Source organism: Catonella massiliensis, from assembly GCF_016651435.1.
Taxonomy (GTDB): Bacteria; Bacillota; Clostridia; order Lachnospirales; family Lachnospiraceae; genus Catonella; species Catonella massiliensis.
Genome location: NZ_JAEPRJ010000001.1, coordinates 341,179 through 357,100, shown reverse-complemented (window position 1 = coordinate 357,100; position 15,922 = coordinate 341,179). Strand labels below are relative to the sequence as shown.

Below are 15,922 nucleotides of genomic sequence, written 5' to 3'. Positions count from 1 at the left end.
TTAGCTTTAATACAGATTCCTCACCTTATAATCTCTCTCTGCTTCTCTTCTCTGGTCTTTTTTCTGTATATCCTGACGCTTATCATAGTTTTTCTTACCTCTTGCAAGGCCTATTTCAACCTTGACAAGACTGCCTTTAAGGTAAACCTTAATAGGCACCAGGGTGTAGCCCGCTGTCTTTACCTTGCCCACAAGCTTATTTATCTCAGCCCTGTGCATAAGGAGCTTTCTGGTTCTAAGGGGATCTTTGTTGAAAATATTCCCCTTCTCATAAGGGCTGATGTGCATACCTATAATGATAACCTCGCCGTTTTTATCTATCTGTACGTATGACTCCTTAATACTGACCTTGCCCATTCTAACTGACTTAACTTCAGTACCTGCAAGGGTAATACCTGTTTCGTATCTCTCTTCTATGAAATAATCAAAACTAGCTTTCTTATTCTGCGCCACTACTTTATAATTGTCCTTAGACATCCTTCTCTCCTTCTACTATCCTAAAATCTATGGTTCTCATCTGCTTACTTGCCTCTACTACTTTTACTCTAACCTGCTGTCCCAGACTAAATTTCTTCTTGGTATGTTCCCCTACAATTTCCATTCTTTCAGCATTAAATTCATAGTAATCCCCTCTTATACTGCTGATTTTAACCATGCCCTCAACAGTGTTTGGAAGTTCTACATATATACCCCAGCTTGTTACACCCGAGATTACACCGTCAAATTCTTCGCCGATTTTATGGGACATAAACTCAGCAGCCTTCATCTTATCCGCTTCTCTCTCTGCCTCATCAGCCCTTCGCTCCATCATACTTGAGCGAAGCGCTATATCGTAAAGAACCGCCTTATAATGCGTTGCCCTCTTGTCTGTAAGCCTGCCGTTTAAGTTCTCCTTTATTATCCTGTGTATCTGCAAATCAGGATATCTCCTTATAGGTGAGGTAAAATGGCAATAGTACTTAGCGGCAAGTCCAAAATGTCCATCGCAGGAGGTCGTGTACTTAGCCCTCTTTAAACTTCTTAGTGTCATCCTGTTAATAAGCATCTCTTCAGGAGTCCCCTCTATCTTGCTTAAAAGCTTCTGAATATCCTTTGGATGAATTTCCGTCTTTGTCTTTTTCTTTCCGCCTTTACCTATATTATACCCAAAATTATTAATAAATATACTTAATTCCCTAATTTTTTCTTCGTCAGGGTTTTCATGAGTTCTATATATAAAAGGAAGTTCCTGCCAGAAGCTGTCTTCCGCCACTGTTTCATTGGCAATCAGCATAAAATCCTCAATCAGCCTGGTAGCCTCATTCCTATCGTATGCTTTAATATCAGTAACTCTTCCTTTGTCATCAACTATAATCTTAGCCTCAGGGAAATCAAAGTCAATCGAGCCTCTCTCATGCCTGCATTTTCTAAGGATTAGCGCAAGCTCTTCTGCATTTATAAGCATTTCGTACACATCTTCATACTTTTCTTTTAATTCATTAAATCTCTCGCTCTCACCTGTAATAAGCACATTTACATCAGAATAATTCATCCTATGTGCAGTCCTAATAACTGTTTCTGCTATTTCGTGGGAGATTACTTCTCCCTTCTCATTTATATCCATAAGACAGGAAAGGGTGAGTCTGTCCACATTTTCATTTAGAGAACAGATGCCGTTTGAAAGCTCCTTAGGAAGCATAGGTATTACCTTATTTACAAGGTATGCACTTGTACCACGCTTAATGGCTTCCTTATCAAGGGCTGAGCCCTCCTTCACATAATTGGTAACATCAGCAATGTGCACTCCCAAATGGTAGATAACCTCTCCATCAGCCTTAACTTCCTTAGTCACAGACACAGCATCATCAAGGTCTTTTGCATCCTCGCCGTCTATTGTAACTATCTTCATTTCTCTAAGGTCAAGTCTGTTCTTAATCGAAGTCTTAATGACCTTCGCAGGTACCTTTTTCACTTCTTTACACACTTCCTTCGGGAATTCATCCTCTATGCCGTAAGCCTTGGCGATAGAGAGAATATCAACACCCTTATCATTTTCAAAGCCAAGAATCTCTATTATCTTACCCTCAGGACTAAACTTAGCATCTCCATAGCTTGTAAGTTCTACAACCACCTTAACTCCCTTAGGCACATCTTTGCAGGCATTCTTAGGTATGTAAATATCACAAGTAATCTTAGTGTTGTCTGGTACTACAAAGCCAAAGTTCCTGCTTTTTTCAAATGTGCCTACAACAGTAGTAAATGCTCGCTCAATTACCTTAACTACCTTACCTTCTCTGCTCTTTCCCCTGCTTTTGGCTGAAAGCTTGACGGTAACAGTATCCCCATCAAAGGCATTGCTAACTTCTGAGGCAGGAATGAACACATCTTCCTCATCCTCCGCAGTTCTAAGAAAGGCAAAGCCCTTCGCAGTAGACATAAATATTCCTGTGACGAGGTCTGCATCAGGCTTTGAATACCTTCCATCCCCCATTTCAATGAGCTTTCCATCTTTTATAATATCATTTAAAATAATCTGCAAATCCCCTCTTTCAGCCTTAGGCACTTGAAACAGGGACGCAATATCCCTAAACTTCATAGGGACATAGTCCTTCCTTTCAAAGAATTCCAAAAGTGCCTCTTTTCTTTCTCTCATCTTCTTTGTATATTCTTTAGCCACCTCTATCACCCCTTGTCTATCTAATATAATTATAGCGAAAAAAAGAAAAACTGCTACAAAGTGTGTAGGCAGGATAAGACCTGAAACAACATACTATGCAACAGTTAAAATTTTCTTGTTCTACTTAATTACCACTTCATATTAAGTACAAAAGAAAGCACTATAAAGCCGAGGGCAACAACTGTGGTAGCCTTGTTAAGATTACCTTCCATTGAACGGCTCTTATTCTTGCCCCAGTAGGTATCAGCCATACCGCCGATGCTTCCAAGCCCCTGCTGCTTACCTTCCTGTAAAAGTACTATAGCCGCAAGTGCAATGCATATAATGCAATAAATAACTGTAACAACAATTCTTAATGTAGACATAACCATCTCTTCCTTTCAAAACATATCTTTCAGCATTCTACCACAATTTCAGATAGAATTCAAGACTAAGTGAAATTTAAAATTTCTGCTGACAATTATTACTTAGGTCAAAACAGAATTAAAAGCATTTTAATTTTATGTCCAAGAAATTTCTAAATGGCGCTTTTTAGCAACACAATCTCTTAGATATAGATTTATCAATGTTTGATACGGAATACCCTCACTTTCGGATTCTTTTTTAAAATATGATATAGTATCTTCATCGATATTAATTGTCACTTGCTTTTTTAACAACTTAGCGTAAGGATTTTTTCTCGGATTTAGTTTTTCAATTTCGTATTCTTCCCTCATATCTATGCCTCCAGTCCTTCATCCCATTCGAATTCCAGCAAATATTCACCTTCCTTTTGTACATGTATTATAATTATAATATATGTATAAGTCAAGAATCAACACATTCTAGCGCCCTTCATCAATTATTTCCCCATCTTGAGCAAATAACTAATCTTATGATAAATAAGCACAGTTATTACAGATACAATGCTAAATTTAATGATATTAAATGGAGCTACTATGATGAGACAAAAGACAAATACACTGTTAACCGCAGGGTTTACCGCTGTTCCGGCTGCTATAATCTTATCTATTCCGCCAAAGGCCGCTCCATAGAAAGGAAGAAGCACAAAGGCATTTACAAGACAGCCTATTACAGTTGTAGTAATGACCCCTGCTACAAGCCCCATTATAGCCCTTTTCTTGGTTTTTTTTGCAAAATACAGGATAGATGCAGGTATAACAAAGGCAGCACCTACCACGAAATTGCCGAATTCTCCCACAAAGGCAGATGATGTGCCGTTTATAAATAAATTAAGCAATATCTTCACAAATTCTATAACAATACCTGCCACAGGCCCCAAAGCAAAAGCACCGATAATCACAGGTACCTCGCTGAGGTCAATCTTGTAAAATCCCGGTGCAATGAAGGGAATAGGAAACTCAAACAACATAAGCACTGCTGAGATAGCTGAGAACATTGCTACCATTGCAAGTTTCCTTACCTTAAACGACCCGCCAGCCTCATCTTTCTTTAAGACCCTTTCTGCAACAAATGCCAGTGCAAGAAGCAAAGCCACCACTGCCAGGGTGATGACAACCATGCCCCAGTTTTTAACTGCTGCGTCTTTCAAACCACCTAATAAAATCATTTTTTCCTCTTTTCCGCATTCTTTAAGGAAAAAAGCCCTGACCGATTGGCCAGGGCTGATTACGCTGCTAAAACATAGGATAAGTTAATATCCTATTATTTCTTCTTTCATCCAGACTTTACTGTCGGTATCGGAATTGCCGAGGCTCACCGATTCTGCAAATGCTCGCGGACTTTACCGCCGGTCAGGAATTACACCCTGCCCTGAAGAATGCTATATAATTTTTATATGCCTATGTTAGTCCAAACTTATTCCATTGTCAAGAAGATTTTTGAGCTTTTTAATTTTTTCAAACTTTCTATGTTTCTTAGGCTTATCACCTCAAATTTTTTACAAAATTTTCGCTGAGCATTTTATGTATTCTCTAGTACATAAATTTGGGTTAGTGTATAATTATAATTGGCAATAGCAAAAAAAGAAGGGGTTGCCCCCTTCCCAATCATACAGTTTTATTTTATTATTGATTTGAGAAAAAAATAACATAAAGGAAAAAAACTGTATGACTAATGCTATTGTAAAAGAAAAAAAGATTTCATTCAAGACCTTAGAGAAGAAAATTTTTGAAGAGGCCTGCAAGCTTGCCAGGGAACACACTAAAATCATACTTGAAAACTATGATGATATTCTTTCAAAAGAGAGGGATACTTCTAAATATAGGAATAAAGGAAAGAGAAAGACTTCGATAAGAACCGTATATGGAGATGTCGAGTATGAAAGAAGGGTGTACCAGACAAGGCTTAGAGATGGAACGAAAGCCCATGTTTATCTTCTTGATGAACAAATGGGTATGGAGAAGATAGGCTTAATATCTACTAATCTTGCAGAGAAGATCGCCAATTCAGTTACGGAACTCCCGTACAGGGCATCTGCTGAGATGTTAAGCTCTTCTACAGGACAGACCATAAGTGCGGGAGGCGTGTGGAATATAGCCCAGAAGCTTGGCCAGAGGATAACATCAGAGGAAGACCTTGATGTGAAGAAGATGAAGGCAGGCAGACCTGATGGGAAAAGGGAAATCGGAGTTCTTTTTGAGGAAATGGATGGAGTATGGCTTTCGATGCAGGGCAGAGGGCATAAACGCATGGGTAAAAAGGAGATGAAGGTCTTTACCATGTATGAAGGCTGGGATGCGGAGAAGGAAAAGGAAGGGCGCAGCACTCTAGTGGAGAAAGTGGTGTTTGCAGGCATGGATGGAAGCAGTGGATTCCACAATAAAAGAGAGGCCGTGATACAGAAGAAATATAACCCTGACGAAATAGGCAGGCGTATCTTAAATGGAGATGGTGGAAGCTGGATAAAAGAGCCTTATGATGACGAGGCGGTGTTTCAGCTTGACAGATACCACATTTATCAGGAAATTTTAAGGAAAATAAGCAGTAAAGCTGTACAAAAGGATATACGAAGGCTCTTTGATTCAGAGAAGATTGAAGAAATGTTTGATTATATACGGGAGTATATAAGAGTAAGTAAAAGCGAAGATGAAAGCGATAAAACCAGTAAAAAAGCCGAGGAGCTGTACGCCTACCTTCACAATAACAGAGAAGGGCTGCTACCGTACTACAAGCGGGGAATAAAACTCCCAGAACCTGTAGAAGGCATCATTTATAAAAACATGGGTATACAGGAAACACAAAACTGTACACTGATAACGCTGAGAATGAAGCACAGGCGCATGAGATGGTCAGAATCAGGAGCTGATAACCTTGCGAAGCTTCTGTGCAGGAAAGAAAACAAAGACCTGATAGAGACAGTCGAACGTTACTCTGGGGAATTGATATTTGATGAGAGCCAGAGCGAGATAAAAGAGCCTCTCAGCGCTTCAAAATCACCGTTACGAGACGGTAAAGGGCTTCCATATATGGAAGTAGGCAGAGGAAGTCTTCCACTAACCGGTACACCATTAACAGCAGGTAGAAAGGCATTAAGAAATTTTATACTTGGCAACTAAAGAAAAAATATCTGTTCAGTGCATAATCTGGGCTTGTTTGTGATACAAAAAAATAAAAAAACAATGATAAAAGAAAAAGGTAAGGAAATTTGCCAACGAGTACTTGACACAAACTAAATTTGGGCTTCCTATTGACACTAAGTCCCTTTGATGTTATGATTATTCTACATAGTTGCGTGATTCATCATGCAAATATCAGACCAAATTTGTTTTTGCCTTACGGACAGGCGGTCACTTGCCGTAGTGGTTATTCCACATTATTGATAGGGTTTGAAGCCCGGATTTTATAAGTTGATTACTCTACAATCATTATCATCTTGTGAAACGTCAATAAGAGCAGCAACCTGATATTTGCTGGACTACTCTGAATGAAGTTAACGCACTTATTCTGTTCTTAGGAAAACTACGTGCAGCTCAAGATGATTGAGCTGCTTTTTTATTGCATAAAATTAGGAAGAGCTGCTTTATCAATCCTATATGCAGGATATATAATATAGATATGAGGAAAATGAGATGGACATTAGCAGACAGCAGAGAGCTCCGATTTGCGAGGCTCTTGAAACATTTAAGAAAAAAAGAGTTGTGCCTTTTGACGTACCGGGACATAAAAGAGGACGCGGAAACCCTGAGCTTGTAAGACTTCTTGGTGCACAATGTGTTTCCCTTGATGTAAACAGTATGAAGCCCCTTGACAACCTCTCCAACCCTGTTTCCGTCATTTCAGAGGCTGAAGACCTTATGGCTGAGGCTTTTGGTGCCGCTCATGCCTTTCTTATGGTAGGCGGAACCACTGCTTCAGTACAGGCTATGGTACTTTCTGTCTGCAAGGCAGGCGACAAGATTATTCTCCCAAGAAATGTGCATAAGAGTGTAATCAATGCACTCATTCTCTGTGGTGCCATCCCTGTCTATGTAAAGCCTGAGATTCATCCCGTGATAGGTGTGGCTCTCGGTATGGAGATAGATGCGGTCAAAGAGACCATAGACAGTAATCCTGATGCGGTAGCTGTACTTGTAAATAATCCAACCTACTACGGTATCTGTTCCGACCTTAAGAGCATTACTGACTACGCCCACGAAAAAGGGCTCAAAGTCCTTGTAGATGAGGCACACGGAACCCAGCTTTATTTCGGTTCTAATCTTCCTATGGCGGGAATGCGTGCAGGTGCTGACATGGCAGCTATTTCTATGCACAAGTCAGGTGGCAGTCTTACTCAGAGCTCCATCCTACTAACAGGTAAAAATATGAATGTAGGTCATGTGAGACAGATAATAGGACTTACCCAGACTACCTCTGCTAACTATCTCCTGCTTTCAAGTCTTGACCTTTCAAGAAGAAACCTTGCACTTAGAGGCATGGAGAGCTTTGCAAAGGTTATAACTATGGCAGAGTACGCCAGAAACGAGATAAACAGCATAGGCGGTTACTATGCCTATGGGAAAGAGCTCATAGACGGAAAGAATGTCTATGACTTTGATGTAACCAAGCTTTGTGTGTACACCAAAGACATTGGGCTTACAGGAATTGAGATTTACGATTTACTTCGTGATGAATACGATATACAAATAGAATTCGGCGATATCGGCAATATTATGGCTTATATCTCAATAGGCGACAGGCTTCAGGATATAGAAAGGCTTGTTGGTGCTCTTGAGGATATCAAGAGGCTGTATGCCAGAGAGAAAAGCGGTCTTGCCTTTGTGGATGCGGTTATTCCAAAGGTAGTTTCAAGTCCACAGTATTCATTTTACGCCGAAAAGGAGTCTGTGCCTATAAAGGAAGCATATGGCAGGGTCGCTGGCGAATCAGTTATGGCTTATCCACCGGGCATTCCTATACTTGCTCCGGGAGAGCTCATTACAAAGGATATTGTTGACCACATCCTGTATGCAAAAGAAAAGGGCTGTAGCTTGCAGGGTACAGCCGATCCTGAGGTTAAAAGCTTAGAGGTGCTGATAAAGTAACTTGAAATATTTTTTACCATTGACACTTGCCACTGAAAGAAAGGAGGAAAGATGTCCGATTATACAAACATCCACGTTTTTGAAGAATTTACCGACAACGTGAGTATGGACATAGGTGTCGAAAGGCAGCTATACAGTGCCGAAAGCGAATTCCAGAAAATAGAGGTATTTCAGTCACGCGAATTCGGCAGGTTCCTGATGCTTGACGGAGATATAATCTTCTCAGAAGCAGACGAATTTGTATACAACGAAATGGTTGCCCACGTACCTATGTCGGTACACCCAAATGTAAAGAGTGTGCTTATAATAGGCGGAGGTGACGGAGGTGTAGCCAGAGAGCTGACTGCATATCCCGAGATCGAGCGAATAGAAGTTGTAGAGCCTGACGAGCAAATGGTTGAGGTTTGTAGGGAGTTTTTCCCCGATGCCGTAAAGGGGTTTGATGATGAGAGGGTTCATATAACCCATCAGGACGGACTTCGCTTCCTTAGAGGCAGAAGAGCTGAATACGACCTCATTATAAATGACTCTACAGATCCCTTTGGCCATACTGAAGGACTGTTTACCAAAGAATTCTACGGCAGCTGCTACAAGGCTCTTAAAGACGATGGAATTATGGTTTACCAGCATGGAAGCCCCTTCTTTGACGAAGATGAAGAAGCCTTTAGGGCAATGCATAGAAAGGTGTATACCAGCTTTCCTATAAGCCGTGTATATCAGGCACATATCCCTACCTGTCCTTCTGGCTACTGGATGTTTGGCTTTGCCAGCAAGAAATACCACCCTATCACAGACTTCAAGCCTGACGAGTGGAAAAAGAGAAATATCAAAACCTGGTATTATACAAGCAACCTCCATGTAGGCGCATTTATGTTACCTAAATATGTTGAAGATATATTGGAAGAAGAAGAAAATAAAGGAGAAAAATAATGTCAAGATTACTTATTATCGGTTGCGGCGGAGTTGCACAGGTTGCAATCCACAAATGCTGTCAGAACAGCGAAGTTTTCACAGAGATTTGTATAGCAAGTAAAACAAAGTCAAAATGCGATGCTATTAAGGCTGAGCTTGAGGGCAAGACAAAGACCGTTATTACTACTGCAGAGATAGATGCTATGGATGTAGCTAAGACAGTAGAGCTTATTAAGAGCTACAAGCCTGATGCAGTGCTTAATGTTGCACTTCCTTATCAGGATCTTGCTATTATGGATGCCTGCCTTCTTGCAAATGTACATTACATCGATACAGCTAACTATGAGCCTGAGGATACAGAAGAGCCTGAATGGAAGGCTGCTTACGAGAAGCGTTGCAAAGAAAAAGGATTTTCAGCACTTTTTGACTACTCTTATCAGTGGGCTTATGCTGAGAAATACGAAAAAGCAGGACTTACAGCACTTCTTGGAACAGGCTTTGATCCGGGTGTAACCAGCGTATTTGCTGCTTATGCGAAGAAGCATTATTTTGACAGGATAGATACCATAGATATCCTTGACTGCAACGGTGGAGACCATGGCTATCCATTTGCTACCAACTTCAACCCTGAGATTAACCTTCGTGAAGTATCTGCACCTGGCAGCTACCTTGAAAATGGTAAGTGGGTTGAAATCCCTGCAATGAGCATAAAGCGTGAGTATAACTTTAAAGAAGTTGGACAGAAAGACATGTACCTTCTTCACCACGAGGAGCTTGAGGCTCTTGGCAGAAATATGCCTGAGGTTAAGCGTATCCGCTTCTTTATGACATTTGGGCAGAGCTATCTCACACATATGAACTGCCTTGAGAATGTAGGTATGCTCTCTACAACCCCTATCAACTATGAAGGCAAGGAGATAGTGCCTATCCAGTTCCTTAAGGCTCTCCTTCCTGATCCTGCTTCACTTGGTCCTCGTACAAAGGGAAAGACCAACATCGGCTGCATCTTCACAGGTGTTAAGGACGGCAAGGAAAAGAGCATCTACATCTACAACATCTGTGACCACGAAGCCTGCTACAAAGAGGTAGGAAGTCAGGCTGTAAGCTATACTACAGGTGTTCCTGCTATGATAGGCTCCATGCTTGTATTAAACGGACTTTGGAGAAAACCTGGTGTATATACCACAGATGAATTTGATCCTGATCCATATATGGAAGCTCTTAATAAATGGGGACTCCCTTGGCAGGTTGAGGAGAATCCTGTACTCGTACCATAAGAGGGTTACATCAGACACAGAGAATTAAACCTCTCTGTGTCTTTGAATATAAAGGAGTTTAACTTGATTTCAAATAACTATCAAGAGTTAAAAAGGGCATTTGAAGGGCTTAAAACTCCCTGCTATGTCATCGATGAGGCCAAGATAGAGGAGAACTGCAAGATTCTTAAGTCTGTAATGGATGAGACGAAAGCAAAGATTCTACTTGCACAAAAGGCATTTTCTGGCTTTTATTTCTATCCCCTCATAGGCGAATATCTTACAGGCGCTACAGCCAGCGGACTTTTTGAGGCTAGGCTTGGTGCCGAGGAAATGAAAAAGGAGAATCATATCTTCTCTCCTGCTTATAAGGACGAGGACATGGAGGAAATTACAAGAATCTGCGACCACATTATATTTAACTCTGTAAATCAGCTTAAGAAATATAAGAGTTACTGCTTAGACAAGGGTGTCAGCATTGGTATTAGAATAAATCCTGAATTTTCCACGCAAGAAGACCATGAGATCTACGATCCCTGTGCCAGTGGAAGCAGGCTTGGCATCACTCTAAGTACCCTTGAAAATGCTCTTAAAGAAGATGCTTCACTACTTAGTGGTGTTGACGGACTTCATTTTCACACCCTTTGTGAACAGGGGGCAGAGCCTTTAAGGAATACATTGGAGGTTGTGTATAAGAATTTTGGAAAATATCTTAAAAATATGAAATGGCTGAACTTTGGCGGCGGTCACCATATAACAAGGGATGACTACAACAGAGAACTCCTTATTAAGTGTATAAATGAGGCTAAGTCCCTGTTTGATGTGGAAGTCTATCTTGAGCCGGGTGAGGCAGTCGCTCTAAATGCAGGCTATTCAGTAACAACTATCCTTGATAAGACCACCTCAGGCGACACCACCAATCTAATCCTTGATATCAGTGCTGCCTGCCATATGCCTGATGTGATTGAGATGCCTTACAGACCACCTCTTTTTACCTCAGGAGAAGCGGGCGAAAAGAAATATACCTATAGGCTTGGTAGCTGTACCTGTCTGGCAGGTGATATAATCGGCGACTTCTCCTTTGATGAGGAAAAAAACATTGGAGATATGCTCATATTTGGAGATATGGCCATTTATTCATTTGTCAAAAACAATACCTTTAATGGCATGCCTCTTCCAGACCTTGCCGTACTTAAAAAGGATGGTAATGTGGAGAATATCAAAAGCTTCGGATATCAGGACTTTAAGAAAAGACTGTCATAAATCAGTCAGATATACGCTCTCAGGAAGCTTACAGGATAACAACAAATAATCTTAAACGGTAACAGGGCTTTTAACGAGCCGATTTTAAAAAAGGAGTTTAGCACCATTTTTAGTGCTAAACTCCCTTTAATAATATAATGATACAGTGTCAAAAGTATAAAAATTCGAGAGGGGCTTGCTTGTAAGAGAATTTATTATCTTTTGACACGCAAAAAATATGAGTAAGCAGCCATTTTTTGCAAAAAATGAGCAAATTACGAATATTTTTGCAAGGATTGCTAAAGCTACGCTGTAGCAATCCTGTATCATTGGGTGCCAAATACTTTTGACATCCACATCATATAATAAGTATCTATCTGAAGTACTCTACTCCGCTTTCAAATATGCCCTGATCTTTTTCTCCGACTATGTTGATAGCAACATTTTTACCAATTCTCTCAGAGTGGCACATCTTGCCAAGCACCCTGCCGTCAGGGCTGATGATACCTTCAACTGCATTGTAAGAGCCGTTTGGATTGAAAGCACAATCCATGGTCACATTGCCTTCTACATCCGCATACTGGAAAGCAATCTGTCCATTTGCGTATAGTCTCTTAAGCCACTCCTCATTTGCCACAAATCTTCCCTCCCCATGTGAGGCAGGAATGGAGTATACCTCCCCAAGCCTTACATTCATAAGCCAAGGAGACTTGTTGGTAACTGCCTTAGTGTATACTGACTGAGATATATGTCTGCCTATCTTGTTGGTTGTAAGAGTTGGAGAATCCTCCTTTATCTCGGTGATTTCTCCGTATGGTACAAGACCCAGCTTGATAAGGGCCTGGAAACCGTTACAGATACCGAGGATTAGTCCGTCTCTCTCTTTAAGGAGTTTATTTGTCTCCTCTGCTATCTGAGGATTTCTAAATACTGAAGCTATGAACTTAGCTGAACCGTCAGGCTCATCTCCGGCTGAGAAACCGCCAGGGAACATTATTATCTGAGAGTTCTTTATAGCCTTTACATATTCTTCCACAGAGTCCTTGATATTTTCCGCATTAAGGTTCTTAAATACAACTGTCTCGACCTCTGCACCTGCCTTTGTGAATGCCTTAGTAAGGTCATACTCACAGTTTGTACCAGGGAATACAGGGATGAAGACCTTAGGCCTTGCCACCTTATTCTTTGCTACATAAAGCTTGTTCTCAGATGCAGGAGCAAAACCAGCCTCTTTTCTTATATCATAGATATTCTCATCAGGCTTTGCAGCCTTTTCTTCTGTCTTTGTAGGATATACCTTTTCCAGTCTTTCCTGCCAGCTATTAAGCATTTCCTCTATGTCTATACTTGTATTTGCAAACTGGAATTTGCCACTGTCAGTAACTTCACCAAGAATTGTTACATTAAGTCCTGACTTCATTACCTCATCAAGGCTTCCTGCACTTACTTCAGCTACTATAGAGCTAAAGTCAGGCTTAAAGCAGTCCCTCTCGGTAATACTTTCATCAAACTTTACTCCGAGCTTGTTACCAAAAGCCATCTTGCTCACAGCCTCAGAGACTCCGTATCTGCCAAGGGCATAGGCTGAAACTATGCACTTTTTATGTATGAGGTTTGTTATCTTGTTATAGTCCTCAATCAACTTTTTAAATACAGGCAGTCTATACTCATTTTCTTCTATTTCGAATTTAACAAGGATGTTACCTGCCTTCTTAAGCTCAGGACTGATAATATCGTTAGCATTTCCTGTATCTACAGCAAAGCTTACAAGAGTTGGTGGTACATCTATGTCATTGAAGCTTCCTGACATACTGTCCTTGCCACCTATTGAAGCAAGTCCAAGCTTCATCTGTGCCTCGTACGCACCAAGCAGGGCTGCAAGCGGCTCTCCCCAGCGCTCTGCCTTATCACCAAGCCTCTTAAAATACTCCTGAAAGGTGAAGTGAATCTTACCCATGTCACCACCTGCCGCAACTATCTTTGCTACAGAGTTGATAACAGCATAGACAGCTCCATGGTAAGGGCTCTCCTTTGATATATAAGGATCAAAGCCATAGCTCATAAGTGTTACCACATCACTTTCTCCCAAATCATTTGGAAGCTTAGCTGTCATAGTCTGAATAGGGCTTAACTGGTACTTTCCACCAAACGGCATGGTAACTGTAGCGGCTCCGATAGAGCTGTCAAATCTCTCAACAAGTCCCTTCTTGCCGCAGGCATTTAAGTCGTTAAGCACTGAAAGCCAAGCCTCTTTAAGACTCTTTCCTTCAAATTCCCTATCGTGGTTCTCATAGAATCTGTCAGGGGCAGGCGCCTTAACCCTAGCCTTTGCCTCACTTCTTGCTCCGTTTGTATCAATGAATTCCCTACTGATATTCACTATTTCCTTGCCACGCCACTCCATAACAAGACGAGGCTCCTTGGTTACTTCTGCAACAACTACAGCTTCAAGGTTCTCTTCGTCTGCAAACTTAAGCATGGCAGCTACATCTTTACTGTCAACCACTATTGCCATTCTCTCCTGTGACTCTGATATGGCTATCTCAGTGCCGTCAAGTCCTGCGTACTTCTTTGGTACCTTATCAAGGTTAATATGTAGACCCGCCGCAAGCTCTCCTATAGCTACAGATACGCCGCCTGCTCCAAAGTCATTACACTTCTTTATGAGCCTTGTTATCTCAGGTCTTCTGAAAAATCTCTGAATCTTGCGCTCTGTAGGCGCATTTCCCTTTTGAACTTCTGCTCCACAGGTATCTATGGACTTGGTTGTATGTGACTTTGACGAGCCTGTAGCACCACCTATACCATCTCGCCCTGTGCGCCCGCCAAGTAGTATAATCTGGTCTCCCGGATCTGAATTCTCTCTTATTACATTTTTCCTTCTTGCAGCTCCCATAACTGCGCCAATCTCAAGACGCTTTGCCACATAGTCAGGATGATATATCTCATCTACAAGACCGGTAGCAAGTCCTATCTGATTGCCATAAGAACTGTAGCCTGCCGCCGCTCCTGTCACTATCTTTCTCTGTGGAAGCTTGCCACTAAGTGTCTCAGACAAAGGAAGGGTAGGATCTGCTGCTCCTGTCACACGCATGGCCTGATATACATATCCTCTTCCTGAAAGCGGATCTCTGATTGCACCACCAAGGCAGGTAGCAGCACCTCCAAAAGGCTCTATTTCCGTAGGATGGTTATGTGTTTCATTCTTAAAGAAAATGAGCCATTCTTCTGTATGTTTAGTGCCATCTGCAAGAATTTCTTCTACAGGAACTACAATTGAGCAGGCATTTATCTCATCAGAAACTTCCATATCTGTAAGCTTGCCCATTTCCCTTAGCTTCTTCATTCCCATGAGGGCAATGTCCATAAGGCAGATGTATTTGTCATCTCTATCCTTGTAAAGTGAGGCAAAGTTCTCTTTATAGTCATTGAAGCTGTTCACCAAAGGTGTGGTATACTTGCCTTCTTCAAAACTCACCTCTGTAAGCTCAGTAAGGAAGGTGGTGTGGCGGCAGTGGTCTGACCAGTAGGTATCAAGCATCCTTATTTCTGTCACGCTTGGATTACGTTTTTCTTCTTCTGAAAAATATTTTCTTATAAATAAGAAGTCCTTAAATGTCATTGCAAGATTAAGCGATGAATAAAGATCATTAAGCTCATCTTCAGGCATGGTTATAAAGCCTTCAAAGATTTTTACATCCTCCGGCTCAGGAAAGGTCTGAACTATGGTCTCTGGCTTACTCTTGGCTGCTTCCCTTGAATCCACAGGGTTAATAAGATAAGCCTTGATTTCTTCAAATTCTTTGTCTGTGAGCTGACCCTTTACTACATATGTAGTAGCAGACTGGATAACAGGCTCAGCCTCTTTATTTAAGAGCTTAACGCACTGAATGGCACTATCAGCCCTCTGGTCAAACTGACCGGGAAGATATTCTACTGAAAACTCCCTTTCATCAGAAAGAAGAGGGAAGTTCTCCTCATAAAGCAAGTCCACAGGTGGCTCGGAAAATACTATGCCAAGTGACTTCTTGTAGGTAGCCTCGTCCAGATTCTCTATATCATATCTGATGAGTACCCTTACATTTTCAATCGTTTTAAGTGAAAGATAGTCGGCAAATTCTTCTTTTAGCTCCTTTGCCCTAACAGCATAGTCTTTCTTTTTTTCAACATATACCCTTCTAATATTTCCCATAGTCCCACTCCTTGCTTATAAGTTTAGGTTTAGTTTCCTTCATTATAGCACGAGGTTATTTATTAGTAAAATGAATATATATGATTTTATTTATACTTTATTCTAATAATATGGCGGTATTTTATATAAAAAATCAGCGTAAGCCCCTCAAATTCGGGGCTTACGCCGTAACTGTCAAAGA

Annotated in this window: 11 protein-coding genes and 1 riboswitch; of the genes, 5 read left to right on the top strand and 6 right to left on the bottom strand. The window is 41.1% G+C overall.

Annotation, left to right across the window (positions count from 1 at the left end):
- Positions 1–6: 6 nt before the first annotated feature.
- From smpB to JJN12_RS01510, 5 genes are all read right to left on the bottom strand, one after another.
- A complete protein-coding gene (gene smpB / locus JJN12_RS01530) occupies positions 7–477 on the bottom strand; it encodes an SsrA-binding protein SmpB (RefSeq protein WP_208428035.1) in 471 nt (156 codons plus the stop codon).
- A complete protein-coding gene (rnr, locus tag JJN12_RS01525; protein WP_208430283.1) occupies positions 470–2,632 on the bottom strand; it encodes a ribonuclease R in 2,163 nt (720 codons plus the stop codon). Before rnr ends, smpB begins: the two co-directional genes overlap by 8 nt.
- A 152-nt stretch (positions 2,633–2,784) precedes the next feature.
- On the bottom strand, positions 2,785–3,021 hold the full coding sequence (gene secG / locus JJN12_RS01520) for a preprotein translocase subunit SecG (protein ID WP_208428034.1): 237 nt from the start codon (positions 3,019–3,021) through the stop codon (positions 2,785–2,787).
- A gap of 135 nt (positions 3,022–3,156) precedes the next feature.
- On the bottom strand, positions 3,157–3,372 hold the full coding sequence (locus JJN12_RS01515) for a BrnA antitoxin family protein (RefSeq protein ID WP_208428033.1): 216 nt from the start codon (positions 3,370–3,372) through the stop codon (positions 3,157–3,159).
- Positions 3,373–3,497: 125 nt separating this feature from the next.
- Positions 3,498–4,226: an ECF transporter S component gene (locus JJN12_RS01510; protein WP_236013638.1), complete on the bottom strand. Its 729-nt coding sequence runs from the start codon at positions 4,224–4,226 to the stop codon at positions 3,498–3,500.
- A 95-nt stretch (positions 4,227–4,321) separates the two neighbouring features.
- A riboswitch (FMN riboswitch) is annotated at positions 4,322–4,441 on the bottom strand.
- Positions 4,442–4,725: 284 nt separating this feature from the next.
- Between JJN12_RS01510 and JJN12_RS01505 the strand changes: the two genes are divergently transcribed.
- The 5 genes from JJN12_RS01505 to nspC all read left to right on the top strand — a co-directional run bounded on the left by JJN12_RS01505 (position 4,726) and on the right by nspC (position 11,570).
- Positions 4,726–6,174: an ISLre2 family transposase gene (locus JJN12_RS01505; RefSeq protein WP_208428032.1), complete on the top strand. Its 1,449-nt coding sequence runs from the start codon at positions 4,726–4,728 to the stop codon at positions 6,172–6,174.
- Between the two features lie 513 nt (positions 6,175–6,687).
- The gene (locus JJN12_RS01500; protein WP_208428031.1) at positions 6,688–8,139 is read left to right on the top strand and encodes an aminotransferase class I/II-fold pyridoxal phosphate-dependent enzyme; all 1,452 of its coding nucleotides are present in this window, start codon (positions 6,688–6,690) and stop codon (positions 8,137–8,139) included.
- 51 nt (positions 8,140–8,190) lie between these two features.
- Positions 8,191–9,069 carry a polyamine aminopropyltransferase gene (gene speE / locus JJN12_RS01495; protein WP_208428030.1) on the top strand — a complete coding sequence of 293 codons (879 nt, stop codon included), beginning with the start codon at positions 8,191–8,193 and terminating at the stop codon, positions 9,067–9,069.
- A complete protein-coding gene (locus tag JJN12_RS01490; protein WP_208428029.1) occupies positions 9,069–10,328 on the top strand; it encodes a saccharopine dehydrogenase family protein in 1,260 nt (419 codons plus the stop codon). Before speE ends, JJN12_RS01490 begins: the two co-directional genes overlap by 1 nt.
- A gap of 63 nt (positions 10,329–10,391) precedes the next feature.
- Positions 10,392–11,570 (top strand): carboxynorspermidine decarboxylase, encoded by a 1,179-nt coding sequence (gene nspC, locus JJN12_RS01485; protein WP_236013636.1) that lies wholly within the window; start codon positions 10,392–10,394, stop codon positions 11,568–11,570.
- Between the two features lie 352 nt (positions 11,571–11,922).
- Here nspC and JJN12_RS01480 read toward each other — a convergent pair whose 3' ends face one another.
- On the bottom strand, positions 11,923–15,741 hold the full coding sequence (locus tag JJN12_RS01480) for a phosphoribosylformylglycinamidine synthase (protein WP_208428028.1): 3,819 nt from the start codon (positions 15,739–15,741) through the stop codon (positions 11,923–11,925).
- Between the last annotated feature and the right edge of the window lie 181 nt (positions 15,742–15,922).

What these genes read in the sequence shown, in the direction of transcription:
- smpB (WP_208428035.1), bottom strand. Translation starts at nt 477, where the DNA reads ATGTCTAAGGACAATTATAAAGTAGTGGCGCAGAATAAGAAAGCTAGT.
- rnr (WP_208430283.1), bottom strand. Translation starts at nt 2,632, where the DNA reads ATGAGAGAAAGAAAAGAGGCACTTTTGGAATTCTTTGAAAGGAAGGAC.
- secG (WP_208428034.1), bottom strand. Translation starts at nt 3,021, where the DNA reads ATGTCTACATTAAGAATTGTTGTTACAGTTATTTATTGCATTATATGC.
- JJN12_RS01515 (WP_208428033.1), bottom strand. Translation starts at nt 3,372, where the DNA reads ATGAGGGAAGAATACGAAATTGAAAAACTAAATCCGAGAAAAAATCCT.
- JJN12_RS01510 (WP_236013638.1), bottom strand. Translation starts at nt 4,226, where the DNA reads ATGATTTTATTAGGTGGTTTGAAAGACGCAGCAGTTAAAAACTGGGGC.
- JJN12_RS01505 (WP_208428032.1), top strand. Translation starts at nt 4,726, where the DNA reads ATGACTAATGCTATTGTAAAAGAAAAAAAGATTTCATTCAAGACCTTA.
- JJN12_RS01500 (WP_208428031.1), top strand. Translation starts at nt 6,688, where the DNA reads ATGGACATTAGCAGACAGCAGAGAGCTCCGATTTGCGAGGCTCTTGAA.
- speE (WP_208428030.1), top strand. Translation starts at nt 8,191, where the DNA reads ATGTCCGATTATACAAACATCCACGTTTTTGAAGAATTTACCGACAAC.
- JJN12_RS01490 (WP_208428029.1), top strand. Translation starts at nt 9,069, where the DNA reads ATGTCAAGATTACTTATTATCGGTTGCGGCGGAGTTGCACAGGTTGCA.
- JJN12_RS01480 (WP_208428028.1), bottom strand. Translation starts at nt 15,741, where the DNA reads ATGGGAAATATTAGAAGGGTATATGTTGAAAAAAAGAAAGACTATGCT.